Origin of the sequence: Lysinibacillus sp. NPDC092081, assembly GCF_044755845.1 — a bacterium.
Lineage (GTDB): Bacteria > Bacillota > Bacilli > Bacillales_A > Planococcaceae > Lysinibacillus.
In genome coordinates, this window is the sequence record NZ_JBIVRU010000002.1 from 116,702 (window position 1) to 134,122 (window position 17,421).

General features: G+C 37.9%; 13 protein-coding genes and 1 riboswitch. Of the genes, 10 read left to right on the forward strand and 3 right to left on the reverse strand.

Annotated features, from left to right (window positions below):
* Positions 1–36: 36 nt before the first annotated feature.
* Positions 37–135, reverse strand: a riboswitch (TPP riboswitch).
* 297 nt (positions 136–432) lie between these two features.
* From mbcS to ACIQLB_RS05385, 5 genes are all read left to right on the forward strand, one after another.
* Entirely contained in the window at positions 433–2,022 is a 1,590-nt protein-coding gene (mbcS, locus tag ACIQLB_RS05365) for an acyl-CoA synthetase MbcS (protein WP_400722008.1), read from the forward strand.
* A 384-nt stretch (positions 2,023–2,406) separates the two neighbouring features.
* On the forward strand, positions 2,407–3,420 hold the full coding sequence (gene sppA / locus ACIQLB_RS05370; RefSeq protein WP_400722011.1) for a signal peptide peptidase SppA: 1,014 nt from the start codon (positions 2,407–2,409) through the stop codon (positions 3,418–3,420).
* A 12-nt stretch (positions 3,421–3,432) separates the two neighbouring features.
* On the forward strand, positions 3,433–4,050 hold the full coding sequence (locus ACIQLB_RS05375; RefSeq protein ID WP_400722013.1) for an RDD family protein: 618 nt from the start codon (positions 3,433–3,435) through the stop codon (positions 4,048–4,050).
* Positions 4,051–4,328: 278 nt separating this feature from the next.
* On the forward strand, positions 4,329–4,832 hold the full coding sequence (gene tpx, locus ACIQLB_RS05380; protein ID WP_337989065.1) for a thiol peroxidase: 504 nt from the start codon (positions 4,329–4,331) through the stop codon (positions 4,830–4,832).
* Positions 4,833–4,921: 89 nt separating this feature from the next.
* Positions 4,922–5,851 carry a class I SAM-dependent methyltransferase gene (locus ACIQLB_RS05385; RefSeq protein ID WP_400722016.1) on the forward strand — a complete coding sequence of 310 codons (930 nt, stop codon included), beginning with the start codon at positions 4,922–4,924 and terminating at the stop codon, positions 5,849–5,851.
* A gap of 475 nt (positions 5,852–6,326) precedes the next feature.
* Here ACIQLB_RS05385 and ACIQLB_RS05390 read toward each other — a convergent pair whose 3' ends face one another.
* Positions 6,327–6,776: a universal stress protein gene (locus ACIQLB_RS05390; RefSeq protein WP_323649118.1), complete on the reverse strand. Its 450-nt coding sequence runs from the start codon at positions 6,774–6,776 to the stop codon at positions 6,327–6,329.
* Positions 6,777–7,136: 360 nt separating this feature from the next.
* Between ACIQLB_RS05390 and ald the strand changes: the two genes are divergently transcribed.
* Positions 7,137–8,252 (forward strand): alanine dehydrogenase, encoded by a 1,116-nt coding sequence (ald, locus tag ACIQLB_RS05395; RefSeq protein WP_400722020.1) that lies wholly within the window; start codon positions 7,137–7,139, stop codon positions 8,250–8,252.
* A 756-nt stretch (positions 8,253–9,008) separates the two neighbouring features.
* Here the strand turns inward: ald and ACIQLB_RS05400 are convergent.
* Entirely contained in the window at positions 9,009–10,097 is a 1,089-nt protein-coding gene (locus ACIQLB_RS05400) for a M24 family metallopeptidase (RefSeq protein ID WP_400722023.1), read from the reverse strand.
* Between the two features lie 276 nt (positions 10,098–10,373).
* On the opposite strand from ACIQLB_RS05400, the gene ACIQLB_RS05405 reads away from it, so the two are divergent.
* Both ACIQLB_RS05405 and ACIQLB_RS05410 read left to right on the forward strand, forming a co-directional pair.
* The gene (locus tag ACIQLB_RS05405) at positions 10,374–11,057 is read left to right on the forward strand and encodes a metal-dependent hydrolase (RefSeq protein ID WP_400722026.1); all 684 of its coding nucleotides are present in this window, start codon (positions 10,374–10,376) and stop codon (positions 11,055–11,057) included.
* A 151-nt stretch (positions 11,058–11,208) separates the two neighbouring features.
* A complete protein-coding gene (locus ACIQLB_RS05410) occupies positions 11,209–12,516 on the forward strand; it encodes a DRTGG domain-containing protein (protein WP_400722029.1) in 1,308 nt (435 codons plus the stop codon).
* A 195-nt stretch (positions 12,517–12,711) separates the two neighbouring features.
* Here ACIQLB_RS05410 and ACIQLB_RS05415 read toward each other — a convergent pair whose 3' ends face one another.
* Positions 12,712–13,017, reverse strand: a complete 306-nt coding sequence (locus ACIQLB_RS05415) for a YtpI family protein (RefSeq protein WP_400722032.1) — start codon at positions 13,015–13,017, stop codon at positions 12,712–12,714.
* Positions 13,018–13,107: 90 nt separating this feature from the next.
* Here ACIQLB_RS05415 and ACIQLB_RS05420 point away from each other — a divergent pair, with 90 nt between their 5' ends.
* Positions 13,108–14,049, forward strand: a complete 942-nt coding sequence (locus tag ACIQLB_RS05420; protein WP_400722035.1) for a DHH family phosphoesterase — start codon at positions 13,108–13,110, stop codon at positions 14,047–14,049.
* A gap of 47 nt (positions 14,050–14,096) precedes the next feature.
* Positions 14,097–17,180, forward strand: coding sequence for a DNA polymerase III subunit alpha (gene dnaE / locus ACIQLB_RS05425; protein ID WP_400722038.1), 3,084 nt, complete (start codon positions 14,097–14,099; stop codon positions 17,178–17,180).
* Positions 17,181–17,421: the final 241 nt, after the last annotated feature.

Consider the following 17,421-nt stretch of genomic DNA (forward strand, 5'->3'; position numbering starts at 1 on the left):
GTGTAGAAAAAACACGTAAAAGAGCCCTTCATCAGTAATTAGATGTGTATTGCTCCCTACGTCAGTATTAACTAACAGGTTCAAAGGGTCAGGTTTTACCTTCTCAACTCTAAATGAGTCCCCCTGCAATCATGCTTTTAGTTGTCCAAAATGTACCATATTATTCATTCGTGTTCAATAGGGAATTTTTTTCTGTGCGACAGCAACAAATATTTTCTATGCGAAAGCGAAGCGACAGCAACAAATATTTTCTGTGCGAAAGCGAAGCGACAGCAACAATTACACCACGCTGAAAATGATAGAACCAAAACGTGACTGATGCCATATAGCAGAGCATGATAGTTGTCACGACTTTAATGAATTAGAGTGAATTTCATTGAAAATGATAAAAATTGAGTTTTATAATGAGCGTAACAAAAGGGGGCATTTGCCATGAAAAGAGAAGATTTAATCGCACCAGAATGGTATAACATTTCAGAGGAAATTGAAAAACATGTACAGGATTCTACCAAAAATGCATTAGTAGTTTATAACGAAGACGGGGAAGTTCAGTACATAACATATACAGATTTACTTGAAAAGGCGAATCAAGCAGCACATGTATTTACATCTCAAGGTTTAAAAAAAGGTGATGTTATTTTAGTCATGTTGCCGAGATCAGTTGAAGCGTATATCGTCTATATTGCTGCCTTAAAGGCAGGTTTAACCATAATACCTAGCTCAGAAATGCTGAGAACGAAGGATATTGAATATCGAATCAAACATGCCGATGCAAAAGGCGTTATTGCATTTGAGCCTTATATTGAACAATTTGATAATGTGGAAAATTTACAAGAACTACAGCAATTTGTCATTGGTCATGCACATGGATCTTGGCAGGCATTGCTTGAAAAAATGCAAAACCAACCAACAACCTATATAAGTTCTACACCAACTAAGAGTACAGACATTGCATTTTTAGCATATACGAGTGGTACAACAGGCAATCCGAAGGCAGCGGTACATACACATGGCTGGGGTTACGCACACTTACGAACTACTGCACCAAATTGGTTAGGTGTCCAAGAAGGTGACATTGTTTGGGCTACAGCAGCTCCTGGCTGGCAAAAATGGATTTGGAGTCCGTTCCTTGCAACTTTAGGAAGCGGTGCAACAGCATTTGTTTACAAAGGTCACTTTGATGCGGCAACATACCTTGCACTGCTTGAAAAATTCAATATTAATATTCTGTGTTGCACGCCAACCGAATATCGATTTATGGCGGGGCTTGAAAATTTACGAGATTTCAATTTAAGTACAATACGTCAGGCTGTGTCAGCGGGTGAACCTTTAAATAGTGAAGTGATAAAAGTATTTTCCGAGGTCTTTAATTTACAAGTACGAGATGGTTATGGACAAACAGAGAATACATTACTTGTTGGTACAATGGTAGGAATGGAGTCTAAAATGGGCTCAATGGGTAAACCTACTCCGGGTAATACTGTTGAAATTATCAATGATTTTGGAAATCCTGTTGCAATCGGAGAAGTTGGAGATATTGCTGTACACTGTGAAACACCCGCGTTATTTAAAAAATATTTAAACGATCCCGAACGTACAAATCTACAATTTAGAGGCGAATGGTATATTACCGGAGATCGTGCATATAAAGATGAAGATGGCTATTTTTGGTTTGAAGGACGTGGGGATGATGTCATTATATCGTCTGGCTATACGATTGGCCCATTTGAGGTAGAAGATGCGTTATTGAAGCATCCAGCAGTAAAAGAAACTGCCGTTGTCGCGAGTCCGGATGAAGTTCGTGGAAATGTAGTAAAGGCATTTGTTGTGCTCTCTGATGGAGAAGTTGGTGATGAATCGCTTATTAAAAAACTACAAAGCCATGTGAAAACTTTAACAGCCCCTTATAAATATCCTCGTGCAATTGAGTTTGTTACTGAGCTACCAAAGACTGCATCAGGCAAAATTCGTCGTGTCGAATTACGTGAACAAGAGAAAACCCATTCTATCATTCATCATTAATTTCCTAGGAAATAATGTCGAAAATCAAAGTTCCTGCTTAGTTTATGAACTTTGATTTTTTTTTTTATATTAGATAATGTAGTATAGGTTGAATAGGTTGAATAGGTTGAAGCTTTTGCATAGTATTGGCTCATCATCAAAAGTTAGAAATGACATTTGTTTAAACGTGTGACTTGTATAATTGGAGTCTTGGCACTCCTTAGGGATTAGCGTCATAGATTTAAACCATGGAGTGTGCCAAGTAGAGGAGACGAAGGTAAAAGCACCCTGAGAGTCCAATCGGAACAGAGATCAACCCATGTTATGGTGATATGCCATATTATTGCAATAAGTATGAAACAAATTGGAATATCTATTGTATAACGTATGAGGAGGCGGAAAAACATGAATGTTAAAAGGTGGACTGCTTTAATAATTGCAGGTGTGTTATTAGTATTCTCGTTATGGATCAACACTATTTTTGCAATATTTAAATCGGATTTCTTTAGTAGTTTTGATAGCTTGACGGCTGGAAACGACTTAACGGTAATGGAAGAGGTTAAAGAAGGTGGCGATATGGATAAACGTATTGCATACTTAAAGGTAAATGGTACGATTCAAGATGTTGGCTCAGGTACATTCTGGCAACCAGTTTCTTATGATCATCAATTTTTCTTAGATCAATTAGATTATATTCTAAATGACGAAACTGTGGAAGGTATCGTCTTAAGTGTTAATTCACCAGGTGGCGGTGTAAAGGAATCAGCAGAAATATATAAAAAACTTTTGAAAATTAAAGAAGAGCGACAAATTCCAATCTATGTTTCTATGGATTCGATGGCAGCTTCAGGTGGTTATTACATTTCAGCACCTGCCGATAAAATATTTGCGCAACGTGATACAATTACAGGTTCGATTGGTGTCATTATGCAATCTATTAATTATCAGGCGTTAGCAGAAAAAGTTGGTATTAAATATGAAACGTTTAAATCTGGTGAACATAAAGATATGCTTAGTCCAATGCGTGAAGTGACACCGGAAGAGCGTGCTATGATGCAAGACATGATTAATGAAACTTATCAGGAATTCGTTCATATTGTTGCAAAAGGGCGTAATATGTCTGAAGCCAATGTGAAAAAAGTTGCCGATGGACGAATTCTTAGTGGTAAGAAGGCTCTCGAAGCGGGCTTAGTAGATGAAATTGGCGATGAGGAAGCAACAATCGCTGCACTGCGTAAAGACTTTGGTTTAGAGGACGCAGAATTATTCGAGTATTCATATGATGAGGGTGGCTGGCAATCATATGTTGGGATGAAGATTGGATCAATCTTTGGTCCTTCAGCAGAGGAAAAAATGCTGACGAAAATTATGGCAGATTATAAAGCACCAAAAATGATGTACTTATATGGCGAAAACTAAGGAGGGAGTACAATGACAAACAATGAAATTGTTATGCAAGGTTCACCCTTTATGGAGAATGATTTCCTAATAGATAAGCCAATTACGAAAAAAAATTATGCGTTAAAAACGGCAGGCTTTTGGATACGCTTTTGGGCATTTTTATTAGATGGATTCGTGATTACAGCTATAGGTGGAATTCTCGTTAACCCAATTTTTTATTTAATGGATTGGTCATTATCTGAAACAGTGTGGTATGCACCAATTTCGATTATATCCGCTATTCTCTATTACAGTTATTTCGTATTAATGACGAAATTTTTTGGACAAACATTAGGGAAAATGATATTTGGATTACGTGTTATTTCATTAAAGCATAAGAAGCTGACTTGGTCAGATGTGTTATTCCGTGATTGGATAGGGCGGATCATCAACAGCATTTTTATGCCACTTTATATTCTTGTAGGCATTTTACCAAACAATCAAGGTCTACATGATTATTTCGCGGATACAACAGTCGTTCATGAAAAAGTTTATATTGAAAAAGATATTGTGCAACCATCTTTGCCAATTAAAGAGGAAAAGACTGAATTTGTACCTCAAGAGGAAAAACCAGAACCCAAAAAGCTAGAGGAAAAAAACGAAGAATAATGGCTAGAGCTGTCTCATTTCAGTGAGACAGCCCTTTATTTTTGTTGATAGTAGTAATAATTGATGGTTAGTTAGAAAATAACCTTGGGAATTAGCGTCATAGATGAAACCCTGAAACGCAAGCGTGGCTGCTCATCGGACGCGCCTAGCCGGAACGGAAATCAACCTACATGCGCGATAAGATTTTATCAAAACTATTTTTGATAAGCTGTCTTAGTTGCAATTAATTCCCTCCATTTAGTAATATTATGTACATATGATGATTAGGAGGGGTTTATATGGCACAAGTAACATTTAAGAATGGCCCAGTAACACTTGTAGGTAACGAAGTAAAAGTTGGAGACAAAGCACCAGACTTTACTGTATTAGCGAATGATCTATCACCTGTTACATTAAAAGATTCAGAGGGAAAAATTCGTTTATTTAGCGTTGTACCATCATTAGATACTGGTGTTTGTGATGCACAAACACGTCGTTTTAATGAAGAAGCAGCAAACTTAGGTGACAATGTAGTTATTTATACGGTTTCTGTTGACCTTCCATTTGCTCAAAAACGTTGGTGTGGTGCGGCAGGAATTGATGCTGTTCAAACAGTTTCAGATCACCGTGACCTTTCATTTGGTGAAGCATACGGTGTCTACATCCAAGAATTACGCCTTCTAACACGTGCGGTGTTTGTTGTGGACGCAAATGACAAAGTGACATATGTGGAATATGTTCCTGAAGCAACAGACCATCCAAACTATGAAGCCGCAATTGCAGCTGTCAAAGCACTAGCATAATTTATTGATTTTAGGCTAAGATATTACTAGACAAAGGGGCTGTGACAAGTTTTTGTCACGGCTCTTTTCTGCGTGAAAGGAAGTTGTGTATGGAAAATATCGAAAAATTATTTGGTATGCTAAATGAACATGCTGAAAAGATAGAAAAAGAACATAATATTACATTGCTAGAGGGTATTTTAGATGGCCTAGAGGCATGGCTAGATGAGGAAGTTAATTTTTCACAAGACGGTGCTACAAAGGAAGATGTGCGCAAAGCGATTCAAATTGCTGTTTTAAAGGGGATGCGAAAAGGATCTCAGCCGAATCACCAAATGACACCCGATACTCTTGGATTATTAGTTGGTTATTTTGTGGAACAGCTATTTGCAGAGCGTCTAGAAACAGAAAAAATTTCTATTTTAGATCCAGCAGTAGGTACAGGGAATTTACTATTAACAGTTATGAATTTATTAGACGAAAAAATAGAAGCTACAGGTGTAGAGGTTGATGAGCTACTTATTCGTATAGCTGCTGCTACAGCTGATTTGACAGAGCAGCCAGTTGCCTTATTCCGTCAAGATGCTTTACAAGATTTATTAGTAAATCCTGCAGATGCTGTTGTTTGTGATTTACCGGTCGGGTATTATCCGAATGAAGATGTCGCATTAGATTATGAACTATGCGCGTCAGAAGGAATGAGTTATGCACATCACTTATTTATTGAGCAGTCCATTAATTACACGAAGGATGGAGGCTACTTATTTTTCTTAGCACCAACTCATCTCTTCGAGTCTGAGCAGTCGAAACAACTGCATAAATACATTCAAAAGCATGCTTGGATTCAAGCGATTATTCAATTGCCAGATACAATGTTCGCCAATAAAGCACTTGAAAAGAGCATTGTTATTTTACAAAAGCAAGGTAAGGAATTCAAAGCTCCAAAAGAGGTACTGTTAGCAAAAGTACCAAACATGCAAAATAAACAAGCTCTTGCTATGTTCTTTGAAAAAGTGAAGATGTGGCAAGAAGGAAAATAAGTAAAAAAGGTATCCAAAATAGGATACCTTTTATTTTATCGATAATAAAGTATGTATCAATGAACACCTGTTGATTTTCACCCTGAGTCTCCACTTCACGCTAAAATCAATGGTTCCACACCATAGAATAGGTGAAAAGCTAAATCCAAAATAGTATTAACTATAATAAAAAACTAAAAAGATCCTAAATTATAAATGGATAGATTTGATTATTTTTCTATACTTCGATTTTGCACAAAAAACATATGTTGTTGCAGCTACTTAGCACTACGTTTTCACATAAATATGCTGTCACTTCGCTTTCGTAAAGCGTAGCGGCAGCAACAAAGCGCCCAGTCGGAACGGAAATCAACCTCTCGTTTTTGCCGGAGTGACATACCTTATTTAATAAAACACTTTAATCTCATTGACATAACGGTTTTTCTACAATAAGAAAAAGGTATCCAAAATTGGATACCTTTTATGTAATACAAAATTAATTTTCAGGTGTACGGATTACAAGTACGTCACATTTAGCAGAGCGTACAATTGCTTCAGATACTGAACCAATTAGGAAGCGTTCTACTGCATTTAGACCAGTTGCACCACAGATGATTAAGTCTGCGTCTACAATTTTAGAAAGCTCTTTTGTAATGATATTTTTTGGTGAGCCGTATTCAATTACAAGGTTAACATTTGTTAAGCCTTCTTCTTCAGCTTGTTTTTTGTAACCATTTAATAGCTCTTCAGAGAATGCTTGAGCACGCTCAGCAATTGAACGGTCGTATGCTTCGATTGCTGCGAATGAGCGTGTGTCAATAACATTTACTAAATTTAATACAGCACCGTCGTTACGTTTTGCTACGTCAATCGATTTACGGAAAGCGTATTCAGCTTCCTTTGAACCGTCTACTGCTACTACAATGCTTTTATATTTATTAGCCATTTGAATTACCTCCCTGATTTGTATATGTTGATTATACCAAATGATTTTCTAAAGGAAATACTTTCCGGAAGAAAAAATGTGAAAAAGTGAAGGCATTTACATTCACAAACAAAATAAATATTACTAATACAAGCATATTTTTTGTTACTTAAGTGGCATTTTCCAGGAAACATCTTCTTGATCTATAAAACCGAAATATTTATCATTATGAGAATATTAGGAATTTTATCTATTATTATTTTAATTAAAGCATTTTTTGTTTATGTTTGGTAATATGGAAATGCAAGGGGTGCATCAATACATCGAGGAGTATGTAACAAAATGTGCTTATTTTTTAGGTAATGGAAGGGGATAGGGAAGATGAAGATTGGTATTCCAAAAGAGATTAAAAACAATGAAAATCGTGTAGCCATGACACCAGCAGGGGTTGTTACATTAACAAATGCAGGCCATGAAGTGTACATTGAAACTGGAGCAGGTTTAGGTTCAAGCTTCACAGATGCAGACTACGTTGCTGCAGGTGCTCATATTGTTGAGGCAGCAAAAGAAGCATGGGCGCAAGAAATGATCATGAAAGTAAAGGAACCCGTAGCATCAGAATACGATTACTTCTATGAAGGTCAAATCTTATTTACTTATTTACATTTAGCGCCAGAGCTTGAATTAACGCAGGCACTTTTAAATAAAAAAGTTGTAGGCATTGCATATGAAACGGTGCAATTAGCAAATGGTTCTTTACCTCTTTTAACACCAATGAGTGAAGTTGCTGGTAAAATGGCAACACAAATTGGTGCACAATTCTTAGAGAAAAATCATGAAGGTAAAGGTATTTTACTAGGCGGCGTATCAGGTGTACCACGCGGTAAAGTTACAGTGATCGGTGGCGGTATAGCTGGAACAAATGCGGCAAAAATAGCTGTCGGAATGGGTGCTGATGTAACGGTTATCGATTTAAGCCCAGAGCGTTTACGTCAATTAGAAGATTTGTTTGGCCGTGATGTTCAAACATTAATGTCCAATCCTTATAATATTGCAGAATCAGTGAAAAACTCAGATCTAGTAGTAGGGGCAGTTTTAATTCCTGGAGCTAAAGCACCAAAGCTTGTTTCTGATGAAATGATTCAGTCAATGCAACCAGGTTCTGTCGTAGTCGATATCGCTATTGACCAAGGCGGTATTTTTGAATCATCTGATCGAGTGACGACACATGATAATCCAACTTATGTAAAACATGGAGTTGTGCATTATGCAGTAGCAAATATGCCAGGAGCTGTACCACGTACATCAACAATTGCTTTAACAAATAATACAATTCCTTATGCACTTCAAATTGCTAATAAGGGTTATAGACAAGCATGTGTTGAAAACGCTGCATTGAAAAAAGGTGTTAATACTATAGAGGGCCATCTCGTTTACAAGGCTGTTGCAGATTCTCAAGGTTTGTCATATGTAAATGTTGATGAATTAATTCAATAAGTAACATAACAAAAGGAAGCACCATTTTTAATTATGGTTGCTTCCTTTCATGTTGTTGAAAAACTATTAAAGTGTCCTATTAAGGTATGGCTCTTAGCAAAACGATGGTTGATTTCCGTTCCAGGCTACTCGCTTTCCTGTGGGCGAGCGTCGAGCCGCTTCCTCCGCTTACGCTTCGTGCAGGGTCTCGCCTGTCTCGCTTTCCCACGGGAGTCGAGTAGCCTTCCACTCCAATCAGCAATAGTGTAGAACTTTAATAAATTTTATTCATTTCAAAAGTGAACACTATGCAACTTATAACAGTGACACAATTGTACACCTGTTATTGCTAATGCTGCGCTTTCGCACAAAACACATCTTGTGCTACCGCTTCACTTTCGCACAGATAAAACATTGTTGCTGTCGCTGCACTTTCACACAAAAAACATCTTGCTAAGTTTTTTATAAATTAGAGTTCCATGCCAGAAGAAATATGCTATGTGAAGTAGTTGATTGTAGTGGAGGCTGGGCGACTCCTTGGGGATCAGCGATAGAGGAACGAAGGCTAAAACCATCACATCCTGTGATAACGCCTTCGTGACCAACATCGTGTTGGCCCGAGACCCTGGAGCGAGCAACGCGAGTGAAGCGGCTCATCGGACGCCCCCAGGAAAGCGCCCAGCCGGAACGGAAATCAACCCCTCGTTGTGCCGAAGAGCATACTTTATACTTAAAAAGGAAGCACCGTGTTGGTTGCTTCCTTTTTCTTAAATAAACTTACAGTACAATCAAATCTTTCGGGAATTTTGTTAGTACTTCTACTCCGTCTTTTGTTACGACTACATCATCTTCAATACGGACACCAGTCACATCGGATTTATAGATACCTGGTTCAATTGTGAAGACCATGCCTTCTTCCATAGTCATTTCATTTGCGCCTGTAACAGAAGGGAATTCATGTACAGAAATGCCGAGTCCATGACCAAGTCGATGTGTGAAATATTCGCCATAGCCTGCGTCAGTAATAGTATCACGAGCGATTTTATCTAAATCCATTGCACGAACACCTGGTTTCACTGCTGTAATTGCATTTGTGTTAGCAGCTAGTACTGTGTTGTAGATTTCCTTTTGTGCCTCACTAGGTTCACCAAAGGCAACCGTACGTGTAATGTCAGAACAATAACCGTCGTAAATTACGCCAAGGTCGAATAAAATCATATCGCCTTTTTCTATTTTTCGAGCACCTGGTTTACCGTGTGGAGAAGCTGTTTTTGGACCGCTCAATACCATTGTCTCAAAGGACATCTTGCAGCCTTTATCTTGAATAGCACTTTCTATCGTTGTTAAGATTTCCATTTCTGTTTTGCCTTCAGCGATTTCTTTACAGCCGATTTCAATAGCATAGTCAGCTAGTGCAGCAGCTTTACGTAATTTTTCTAATTCATTTTCCGCTTTAATAACGCGCATAGCATTGATTTTTTCATCGAGACGGACAAAACTTGCCTGTGGGAATGATTGTTGTAGGGCTTCTAAACGCTCTACAATGAGTTGACTTTTTTCAATAGCAAACGTTTGCGGGTTAACATTACGAGCTTTTATCGCTTGTGCAAGAACTTCCATGGAATTTTCAGTATCTTGGTGGCCGATGACTTCATAAGACCAACCTGCATCCTTTGCATCTGGGATTTCCATTTTTGGGCAAATTAAAAAAGGTTCTGCCTCTTTAAAAATCATCACGCCTAGCAATCTCTCATGTGGATCACTTTTAAAGCCTGAAACGTAAAAAACATTGTCTGGTGTCGTTACGAAAGCAGCATCAATTTGGTTTTGTTGTAAATAGTTTTGAATTTCTTTAACCTTTGACATAAACAGTTCCTCCTCTTGTTGCACTGAAAAAATTTTCATGTGCTTGACTAAACTAATAGCCTAATCGGGATGAGGCTTCGACTTTTGAGCGATCTATAACTCTAATTCGATGCTTCATTTTTGTACGAATGAATAATTGTCTCCCCATAAAGTATTACTTTGTTGGGAAAGCATCTATTATTCTCTGTACAAGCATATCAAAAAAAGGGAAAAATCGCATGGATAGCGAATAAAAATATGATGTAGAACAATATGTACCGCAGGGAGGAAATTTAGATGGAAATTAGTTATCATGGACATTCTGTTGTCAAAATCCAATCAAATGGGAAAACAATCTTGATCGATCCATTCATTAATGGGAATGGGCAAACAGATTTAAAGGTTGCTGAGGAAGCGCCGGATATAATCTTACTTACACATGGCCATAATGATCATGTCGGAGATACAGTAGAGCTTGCAAAGAAAAAAGATGCACTCGTCATTGCACCGAATGAGCTAGCCAATTGGATTTCTTGGCAAGGAGTGAAAGCGCATCCAATGCATATAGGGGGAGCCAAGGAATTTGATTTTGGTAAAGTGAAGTTTACACAAGCCTTCCACGGTTCGTCATATGTAACTGAAAATAATGAAATTATTTATATGGGAATGCCTGCTGGAATTTTATTATTTATTGAAGGATTAACAATTTATCATGCAGGGGATACAGCTTTGTTTAGTGATATGAAATTAATAGGAGAACGCCATCCTATTGATGTTGCATTTTTACCAATTGGTGACAATTTCACGATGGGCCCAGAAGATGCAGCTTGTGCAGTGTCATTTTTGAAGCCGAAAATGGTCGTACCAGTTCATTACAATACATTCCCTCCAATCGAGCAGGATCCACAAATTTTTGCAGATTTAGTGCAAAATGCAGAGGTTCAAATTTTAAAAGCGGGTGAAAAAGTAAACTGTTCCTAATCAATGACACTACTGTACTATATGAGTTGGCATCACGTGCGTAGTTGAAACGATGGGAAAAGAAAACAAATTCATCACTTTATATTAAATATTTTCATAAAAAATATGGTACACTAAGAGCAGAATTGATGCTTGAGAAATAGGTGATATTTTGTCTACAAAACATGAGAGAATTTTACAATACATCGAATCACTACCCGTGGGTGATAAAATTTCAGTACGTCAAATTGCAAAGGAAATGCAGGTGAGTGAAGGAACGGCATACCGTGCCATTAAAGAAGCGGAAAATCGTCGTTTAGTAAGCTCTATTGAACGTGTTGGAACAATTCGAATTGAGAAGAAAAAGAAAGAAAATATTGAGCGATTAACTTTTGCTGAAATAGTTAACATTGTAGACGGCCAAGTTTTAGGTGGCAAAACAGGTCTACATAAAACGTTGACGAAATTTGTGATTGGTGCCATGCAATTAGAAGATATGATGCGTTATACAGACGCAGGAAGCTTGCTCATCGTTGGTAACCGTATTAAAGCACATGAAAATGCACTGCGAGCTGGGGCAGCTGTTTTAATTACAGGGGGCTTTGATACAACCGAGGAAAACAAGTTACTCGCAGATTCCTTGGACCTACCGATCATTTCAACAAGCTATGATACATTTACTGTGGCAACAATGATTAATCGTGCAATTTATGACCAATTAATCAAAAAAGATATTTTATTTATTGAAGATATTTTTGTACCGATGACGGATACTTCTGTTCTCAGAAATGATGAGACAATTCATCATTTCCAAAAGCTAAATGAACGAACAACTCATGGTGCATTTCCTGTTGTTACAGCAAACAATAAACTTGTTGGGATGATTACAGTAAAAGATGTTATTGGTCGAGAAGAAAACGAGCTTATTGATAAGGTTATGACAAAAAATCCAATTGCCGGATCGATGAAAATGAGTGTTGCTTCTGCAGGACATCGTATGATTTGGGAAGGGATTGACCTGTTGCCAATTGTCGATGATGACAATATTTTACAAGGTGTAATTAGTCGACAAGATGTACTAAAAGCGCTTCAACTTGCTCAAAGACAACCGCAGCATGGTGAAACGATTGATGATTTAGTGAAAAACGAGATGAAGGTGCTTGGCGATGAAGAATTAATCGTAGATTTTAAAGTGACACCTCAAATGACAAACCAATATGGGGCAATTTCTTATGGAGCATTTACAACTTTGTTAGCGGAAGTTGGTTCATTCGCATTAAAGCGTCGTAAACGTGGGGATGCAGTTGCTGAAAACATGACGATTTATTTCATCAAGCCTGTACAAATGGAAAGTACACTTACTGTAAAGCCTCGAATATTAGACATGAGTCGTAAGTTTGTGAAAATGGACTTCGAAGTGTTTAATCAACAAATGCTTGTTGGGAAGGCAATGATGATGTTCCAACTACTGGAACGTTAAGAAAATACAAAAAGGGATGGTCTAGGGTAAATGCTAGACCATCCCTTTCACTTCTTTCAGCGGGTGTCCAAACACCCGCTGAAATAGAGGAACTCGGTCTAAGGACGCCACGTCCTTAGACTGAGTGACCAACATCACGTTGGCCCAAAGCCTCCGGAGGATGTCACGCAATTATGCCGAGGCATAATTGATTATTTATTGGTTAATTCGGTACTCCTCGTCAACAAATTGACCGTAGTGACGAACCCTTTTAATATTTTCGATAATAACAAAGATGCCTAAAACGACAAGAATTGCTACAATAATAAATGTATATAACCCAGGGAATAAATAGGCTTGGTTTAAACCGAATAACAGAATAAATGCACCGAAACTTACATTAGCTTTACTTTTGTACCAATTTTTAGCGATTGGTAATGAAGAACGAAACTGTTTTGTTTTAAAATAAAAATAAAAAACAAATGATATGATTATTGCAAACACAAATATTAAATTGAGCATAGTAAACCTCCTAGCATAACTAGTCATTATTGTAACGATTATTAAAGAAAAATGCTAACGGTTATTACTATCAATTTGGGGGAAATTAATTTGAAAAGACAAATCATCGACACAATTGCTTCATATGAAACAATCATTATTCATCGCCATGTGCGTCCAGATCCAGATGCTTATGGATCTCAGCAAGGGTTAAAAGAGCTTATTTTAGCAAATTATCCGGAAAAGAAGGTTTTTGCTGTAGGCGAGCATGATGAATCTTTATCATTTTTAGCAAATCCAGATCACATTACAGATGATGTATACGACAATGCTTTAGTTATTGTGACAGATACGGCAAATACTGAACGTGTAGATGATCAACGTTATACAAAGGGTAAAATGGTCATTAAAATAGATCATCATCCAAATGATGATCCGTATGGTGATTTACTTTGGGTGGATACGAAAGCGAGCTCTTGTAGTGAAATGATTTATGAGCTTTTTGAGGTAGGAAAACAAGTAGCAAACTGGATTCTATCTGATGCCTCTGCAAGATTATTATTTGCTGGTATTGTAGGGGATACAGGACGTTTCCAATTCCCTAGCACGACCGTAAAAACGTTTAAAATTGCAGGAGAGCTTATTACATATAATTTTGATCGAAATCAAATTTTCGATGGAATGTATGAAATGGATCAAAAGCTATTAAATTTACAAGGCTATATGTATCAAAATTTCAAAATGGATGAGTATGGAGCAGCACATATCAAGCTGACAAAGGAATTGCTGGCAGAATTCAATGTTGTACCGTCAGAGGCATCCCTGTTAGTTGGCTGTCTTGGTAGTGTGAAAGGTATTTGTGCATGGGTGGTCTTCATTGAAGAGGCCGATCAAATTCGTGTGCGTTTACGCTCAAAAGGCCCTATTATTAACACTTTGGCGAAAGAATTTAATGGTGGTGGACATCCGCTCGCTTCTGGAGCTACAGCTTACTCATGGGAAGAAGCAGACCGTGTTATAACGAGATTACAGGAAATTTGTAAGGCATATTAATAAACCGGTTGCTTTATTGATCGAAACTTAGAAAGGAAGGGATTCATTTGACACATGTATACACGAAAATGCATACGAGTGCGGATTTATTGAAAAGTACGATTCGGCTTGAACAATTGATCCCTTTTTTACAAGAGCAAAATACTCAGGCCTGTGCAATCGTCAATTCAAAATTGTACGGGCTTTTGCCTTTTTGTAAAGCATTGCAGCAAGCGAATATCCATGCTGTATTAGGGCTCACGATCAATGTACAGTGGCAAGAAAGAAAGGTTCCACTTGTGCTGTATGCTCAGACGCAAGAAGGTTACCAACATCTATTAAAGATTAGTAGTGCAGTTTCGATTAGAGAGGATGATGCACTTCCGTGGAAATGGCTTGAAGGATATGCAGCGGGTTGTGTGGCATTACTTTCTTCGAATGATTTAATAGAAATTGAGGATTGGATTGAAGTAGCAAGTGCTCTAAACAAGGTATTTGGTAAACATTTATTTATGGGTATAGCAAGACCTGCAGGAATGATAACTGAAAAAGAAGAAACGTATGTAGCATGGTGTGAAACTATGAACATAACGATGGTTGCCTCTCAGAGCTGCTATTTTTTACGTCCTGAAGATCATTTTGCCTTTGAGGTTGCAAGAGCGATAGATTCAGGTGAAAAGCTTACCGGTACAATGCTATCAGCTCATTTTCAAGGTTATTTCGCTCCAACGGAAGAGGAATGGCGAAGTTGGTTTGCTGATCATCCAGAATGGCTTGAGTCTAGTGCAATGATGCTAGCTAGCTGTACGGCGGAAATTCCTGAAATGCACGTACAGATGCCTAAATTTCCTGTGCCAACAGGTGAAACTGCCGAAAGCTTGCTCGTTAAAGAGACTTTTGTAGGATTGGCAGAACGTTTAAAGCAAACTGAAATTCCTCTAGTTTATCGGGAGCGACTTCAATACGAGCTTGAAATTATTTGTTCAATGGGCTATGCAGATTATTTTTTAATTGTTGCAGATTTTATGCATTTTGCTAAAGAAAATCGTATTTTAACAGGTCCTGGTCGTGGTTCATCAGCAAGTTCTCTTGTGGCTTATAGCTTATCTATTACACAAGTAGATCCATTAGTTTACGGCTTATTATTTGAACGATTTTTAAACCCTGAACGTGTTACACTGCCAGATATAGATATCGATTTTGTCGACAGTAAAAGACAAAAAGTCATCCAATATGTCACTCAGAAATATGGAAAGACAAATGTAGCGCAAATTATTACATTTGGCACTTTATCTGCTAAGGCAGTTGCTAGAGATGTTGCCCGTGTTTTTGGTTTTGATGCTGAAGTATTAGAAAAAATTTCAAAAATGATTCCGAATAAACCTGGGATAACATTGCAAAAAGCAGTGGCTGAATCACAAGGCTTACAAGGTTGGTTAGCCGAGGATGAAAAGCATCGTCGCTGGTTTGAGGTGGCGTTAAAACTTGAAGGATTGCCAAGAAATTCTTCTACTCATGCGGCCGGAATTGTGCTGTCTCCTTCACCATTAGTCAATACGATACCGATTGAAGAAGGGCATGATGGAATATATTGTACGCAATGGCCAATGGGGGATGTAGAAGCTTGTGGACTTGTCAAAATGGATTTTTTAGGTTTGCGCAACCTGACAATTTTAGAGCAGATACGTTGGTCCATTTATAAAGCAGGTGGTCCTTGGATAGAGTTTGAGCTTATTCCGATGCAAGATGAAAAGACATTTCAACTTCTTCAAACGGGAGATACATTAGGGATTTTTCAATTAGAATCGGAAGGTATGAAGCAAGCTTTACGTGATATTCATCCAACCCATTTTTTAGATATAGTAGCAGTCAATGCGTTGTATCGCCCTGGTCCGATGGATTTTATTCCTGTGTATGCCAGACGGAAAGCAGGAAGGGAATCGGTTACTATGCCACATCCAGCTTTAGAACCCATTTTACGAGAGACATATGGTGTCATAGTTTATCAAGAACAGATCATGCAAATTGCTTCAGTGATGGCTGGTTTTACAATGGGACAAGCGGATTTATTGCGTCGGGCGGTAAGTAAGAAAAATCGTCAAGTATTAGAGGAGCAACGTGCCGCATTTGTAAATGGATCAATGAAGCAAGGCTTTGACGTTCATGTGGCGGAAGAAGTGTATGCATTAATTGTACGCTTTGCAGACTATGGTTTTCCTAAAAGCCATGCTGTCGCATATAGCGTCATTTCCTACCAAATGGCCTATTTAAAGGCACATTTCCCACAAAGCTTTTATACAGCACTTTTATCAAATGCAACAGGAAATGTGGAGAAAATTCTGCAGCTTGTGAGTGAGGCAAAAGAGAAGGGGATTCCATTCTATCCACCTTCATTAAAACAAAGTACAAAATATTTTACTGTTGAAAAGGATGGAATTCGCTATAGTTTATCTGGAATAAAGGGTGTACCTCATACATTTATAGAGACAGTGAATGCCTTACGCCAAACGAATGCAGAAGCATTTGATAATTTATTTGACTTGGCAGTTGCCTTAAGTGCGCAGCATTTTAAACCAAAAGTAATGGAATCTTTAATTTTCGCCGGGGCTCTCGATTATATAGGTAAAGATCGTGCTGTCCTAATAGCAACATTGGAGGCGGCCTTAAAGCATGCTGATCTGCTAAGACCAACTGAGGATATTGATATAGAATCGGCTACTGCCTTTAGTTTTGGTAAGCCAAAGTATATGGAATCGGAAGCGATGTCACAAAAGGAAAAATTACTACATGAAAAGGAAAGTCTTGGTTTTTATATATCAGCACATCCGGTCTCAGAGGAAAGAGCTTTTTGGAATGAAGTAAATAGTACGTGCCGTGAGTTAAAGCATGCTCGTGAGGGAACGTATGTGAAAATGATTGGCATGATAGAAGAAGTAAAGAAAATACGCACAAAAAAAGGTGAGCAAATGGCCTTTGTTCAGCTTCAGGATGAGTTTGGAACGGTATCTGTAACCTTATTCCCACAGGTTTTTCATCTTGTCCAAGAGCTGTTACTAGAAGATGAATTTGTTTACATTGAGGGAACGCTTGAAAAGCGCTTTGGTAAACCTCAAGTGAAAGTAAAACATGCGCAAGCGACGAAAAGAATATGAAATTGAAGAAAATTTTAGAAACTGCATAATTTTTTTATGCAGTTTTTTCTTTACTTTTTAACAGTTATTTTGTAAGCTAGAGTCAATGTTAAAAAGTGGCCAGACCACTTTTATCCTCATTCAGTATTAGATTCTCACCTTTGAAGGTGACGAGATGAAAGCGGATGTGATTTCTTTTCAGAGAGTGTCCAGACTTCTACTGAAATTGAGGAACTCAGTCTAAGAACGCCACGTCCTGTGG

Excerpts from the sequence above, each read along its gene's own strand:
- mbcS (WP_400722008.1), top strand. The coding sequence starts at position 433 with ATGAAAAGAGAAGATTTAATCGCACCAGAATGGTATAACATTTCAGAG.
- sppA (WP_400722011.1), top strand. The coding sequence starts at position 2,407 with ATGAATGTTAAAAGGTGGACTGCTTTAATAATTGCAGGTGTGTTATTA.
- ACIQLB_RS05375 (WP_400722013.1), top strand. The coding sequence starts at position 3,433 with ATGACAAACAATGAAATTGTTATGCAAGGTTCACCCTTTATGGAGAAT.
- tpx (WP_337989065.1), top strand. The coding sequence starts at position 4,329 with ATGGCACAAGTAACATTTAAGAATGGCCCAGTAACACTTGTAGGTAAC.
- ACIQLB_RS05385 (WP_400722016.1), top strand. The coding sequence starts at position 4,922 with ATGGAAAATATCGAAAAATTATTTGGTATGCTAAATGAACATGCTGAA.
- ACIQLB_RS05390 (WP_323649118.1), bottom strand. The coding sequence starts at position 6,776 with ATGGCTAATAAATATAAAAGCATTGTAGTAGCAGTAGACGGTTCAAAG.
- ald (WP_400722020.1), top strand. The coding sequence starts at position 7,137 with ATGAAGATTGGTATTCCAAAAGAGATTAAAAACAATGAAAATCGTGTA.
- ACIQLB_RS05400 (WP_400722023.1), bottom strand. The coding sequence starts at position 10,097 with ATGTCAAAGGTTAAAGAAATTCAAAACTATTTACAACAAAACCAAATT.
- ACIQLB_RS05405 (WP_400722026.1), top strand. The coding sequence starts at position 10,374 with ATGGAAATTAGTTATCATGGACATTCTGTTGTCAAAATCCAATCAAAT.
- ACIQLB_RS05415 (WP_400722032.1), bottom strand. The coding sequence starts at position 13,017 with ATGCTCAATTTAATATTTGTGTTTGCAATAATCATATCATTTGTTTTT.